We start from the raw sequence: 3,542 nt of genomic DNA, 5'->3' as shown, positions 1-3,542 counted from the left end.
CTATAAGGACGCAGCCCCGTATGTCGTGGCCTATGTCCAGCTTCGTGAAGGACCTCGAATGTTGACCAACATCGTCAACTGTGAACCCGCCGACGTGACAATCGGTCTCGACGTCAAGGTGGTTTTTCAGCACGGCGGCGGAGGGCACGCTTTACCACGGTTCGAGCCACACCGAAGCACGCAATGACCGTGTATCTGTCATGCATCGACGGCCGAGGAGCCTGCTGGTGATGGACGCCTTCACCAGCTCAGGCACAGATGGGGCCGGCGGACCGCTCCAAGACGTCCGCGTCATCGACTTCTCGTCCACGGTCATGGGCCCCTACGCCACCCAGTTGATGGCTCAACTTGGCGCTGATGTCGTCAAGATCGAGCAACCCGAAGGCGACATCGTCCGAGGGATAGGCGATCGCGATGGGCGTCGGCTGGGTCCGCTTTTCCTTAACCTCAACCGCGGGAAGCGCAGCGTGGTTTTGGATCTGCGCAACGACGATGACTACCAGACCTTCCTGAGCTACGTCGCCGTATGCGACGTGCTGGTACACAACAAACCGCCCGCTACCGCACGTCGACTCGCAATCGACTACGACTCGGTCGCCCATGTCAACGACCGGTTGATCTATTGCATGGTGCAGGGATTCGGGCACGATGGCCCGTACCGAGACAAACCGGCCTACGATGACATCATTCAAGCGGCTTCAGGGATGGCCCACCTTCAAGGCGGCGCCGACGGCCCCCAGTATGTGCGAACGCCCCTGGCAGACAAGGTGACTGGGTTATTCGCCCTTAGCGCTATAAATGCTGCACTGTACGCACGACAATGCGGCGCCGGCGGGCAGGCCATTGTCGTGCCCATGTTCGAAACTATGGTGTCGTTCGTGCTCGCTGAGGCGCAGGGCGACTGGGTCTTCTGGCCGCCTCGAGGTGAGCCGGGTTATGCCCGAATGAATTCGCCGCAGCGTAAACCCTTTGCGACTGCGGACGGAACCATCTCGGTGATGCCCAACACCGATACGCACTGGAAGACGTTCTTCACCATGGTGGGTGCGGCACACATGAGCGATGATCCGCGTTACCGGGATATCACCGCGCGTACCAGCAACATTGACTCTCTCTATGAGTTTCTCGCTGCGGAACTAGCCCGGCGCACGACCGCGGAGTGGATGACTTCGTTCGACGCCGTCGGTATCCCGGCCATGCCGGTGCTGAGTATCCCGGAACTCTTCAACGATCCGCACCTGCAGGCCACCGAACTGTTTCAGATCTCAGAACACCCTGTCGCGGGCACGCTGCGTCAGACACGGTTTCCTATCACGTTCTCCAACAGCGTCTGCGGCCCGGTGCGCCCTGCCCCCGCGCTGGGCGGCGGGTGACCGGCTTGCCCTGGCCTGACGGGCGGCGAGACACTGCGTACTGTTGTGCAAAGCCTAGTTGCGTTTCGTCAAGTGATTTGGCCGCAGCAATCGGCGCGAATTTCGGCCCCAGTTAGGTGATCTTTGTGCGCCTTGATCCAGGCGCGTGCTGTGGCAGGATGGTGGCGTGCTCGGTCATGTGGGTCTGAACGTTCCGGACCTTGCCGGGGCGCAGGCGTATTACGACGATCTGTTGCCGCTCCTGGGTTTTGAGGCGTTCCTCATTGCTGATGATCAGTGCGCCTATAAGCCAGCGGGCGCAAAGCCTGGGACATATCTGTTCTTGTATCCGGCCGCAGATCCGATGCCGTACTCACGCGACAGGACCGGACTACAGCACCTGGCGTTCATGGTGAGCACCCGAGGCGATGTTGATCGGGTGCATCGTCATGTGCTGTCAGTGGATGGGAAAGTGATCCATCCGCCGCGGGTTTTTCCGGAGTATCCGCCCCCGTATTACGCCACGTTCTGGCTCGACCCCTTCGGGATCATGCTTGAAGCCGTGTGCCACTACGACCGTGACTGATCCAGCGGGGGCCCAGTCTCCCTAGAAGTCTTCGTTTAGACGACTCGTGTGCGCCGGGGTGGCTGTTCTGCTGGTGCGTAGTCGGTAGGACTGACGAATGGGCCTACGCGCGGCTGTACCGAAGCGACGCCGAACGCTGCGAGCAATTCCCGGTCTGGCTACACACCTACAATTACTGTGAGTCTTCAGGTGGCTGGTCTGGGACTGGCTGGCAGGGTTAGCGGCGGTCGCCTCGCCTTGGGTTGTGACTCTTACAATTACTCGCCCCTCAGGTGCGTTTCGGTGGACTTGTCCGGCACCGGGGCGGGCGGCCGACGCTGACCCGGCTCCACCTCGGTGACTTGATCAGAAGACTGCCCGTCCCCGCCGGAGGCGGATCGTGGCTCATCACAGTGCTGTTCCGAAGTGACTTCCATCCAGGCCGGCGCCGGCCGTGTTGGCGGCCGGACCTGTCCCCGCCTCTGGAAGGAAGCCCGCCGCTATGACCATCGTTGCGCATGCCCACCCGTTCGTCATCGGAGTGGACACCCACGCCCGCACTCATACCCTGGCCGTGTTAGTCGCTGCTACTGGCGAACTGGTCGACACCGAGCAGTTCCCCGCCACCGCTGCGGGCATGGACCGGGCTGTCGCCTGGGCCGCACGGCGCACCGAAGGCGAGATGGCCACCTTGTGGGTCATCGAAGGCGTCGCCACCTACGGTGCCCAGCTGGCTTCGGCAGTGAAGCGAGCTGGCTTCGAGGTCGTGGAGGCGGCTGCCATGGACGCTCGGGCCCATCGCGGTGCCGGCAAGTCCGACCCCTTAGATGCCCGCAGGATCGCAGCGGCGGTCTTGTCCCTTGAGCCTGAGCAGCTGCGCCGGCCGCGAAGCGACAACGGTATCCGGGCTGCATTGCGGGTTTTGGTCACCGCCCGCGCACACATGACGACCGAACGCACCGCGGCCGTCAACGCGCTCACCGCGCTGCTGCGGGTCGCCGTCCTGGGTATCGACGCCCGTAAGCCGTTGACTGCCAGCCAGATTGGTGAGGTCGCCCGCTGGCGCACCCGGGTCGAAGATCTTGCCACGAGCACCGCTCGCGCCGAGGCAGTACGGATGGCCAAGCGCGTGGTCGCTCTCAACGCAGAACTCGCTGCCAACCAGGCGCAGATGATCGATCTGATCCACGCCAGTAAAGCCGCTGCGCTGCTGGACAAGACCGGCATCGGCCCAGTCACCGCCGCGGTCGTCTACACCGCCTGGTCGCACGCCGGTCGGGTCCGCTCCGAGGCGGCATTCGCCGCCCTGGCTGGCGTCAACCCGATCCCCGCCTCCTCGGGAAACACCCTCCGCCACCGACTTAACCGCGGTGGCGACAGGCGGCTCAACCGTGCCCTACATATGGCCGTCATCACCCGGATGACCCACGACCCCGAAACCCGGACCTACGTCGAACGTCGCCGCGCAGAAGGACGCACCACCAAAGAGATCCGGCGCTGCCTCAAGCGCTACCTAGCCCGCCAGCTATATCGGACTCTCGAAAGACTCCACACCGAGCCCGGTGCCTACCCCCAGGCCGCTTGACAAGACATAGAAGAGTCCACCGCGGCCACACCGCACTCGG

4 protein-coding genes are annotated in these 3,542 nt (G+C 63.3%); all 4 read left to right on the top strand.

All coding sequences use genetic code 11. The features are described from left to right. A partial coding sequence (locus tag WAN02_RS29985; RefSeq protein WP_422269017.1) for a Zn-ribbon domain-containing OB-fold protein occupies window positions 1-187 on the top strand: 187 nt, incomplete at its 5' end. A 43-nt stretch (window positions 188-230) separates the two neighbouring features. Further along, a complete protein-coding gene (locus WAN02_RS29980; RefSeq protein WP_422269018.1) occupies window positions 231-1,373 on the top strand; it encodes a CaiB/BaiF CoA transferase family protein in 1,143 nt (380 codons plus the stop codon). Window positions 1,374-1,539: 166 nt separating this feature from the next. After that, on the top strand, window positions 1,540-1,938 hold the full coding sequence (locus tag WAN02_RS29975) for a VOC family protein (RefSeq protein WP_422269016.1): 399 nt from the start codon (window positions 1,540-1,542) through the stop codon (window positions 1,936-1,938). 481 nt (window positions 1,939-2,419) lie between these two features. After that, the gene (locus tag WAN02_RS29970) at window positions 2,420-3,502 is read left to right on the top strand and encodes an IS110 family transposase (protein ID WP_422269015.1); all 1,083 of its coding nucleotides are present in this window, start codon (window positions 2,420-2,422) and stop codon (window positions 3,500-3,502) included. Window positions 3,503-3,542 lie beyond the last annotated feature (40 nt).

Origin of the sequence: Mycobacterium sp., assembly GCF_049281135.1 — a bacterium.
Classification (GTDB): Bacteria; Actinomycetota; Actinomycetes; order Mycobacteriales; family Mycobacteriaceae; genus Mycobacterium.
This window is presented reverse-complemented; position numbering and strand designations above follow the sequence as displayed.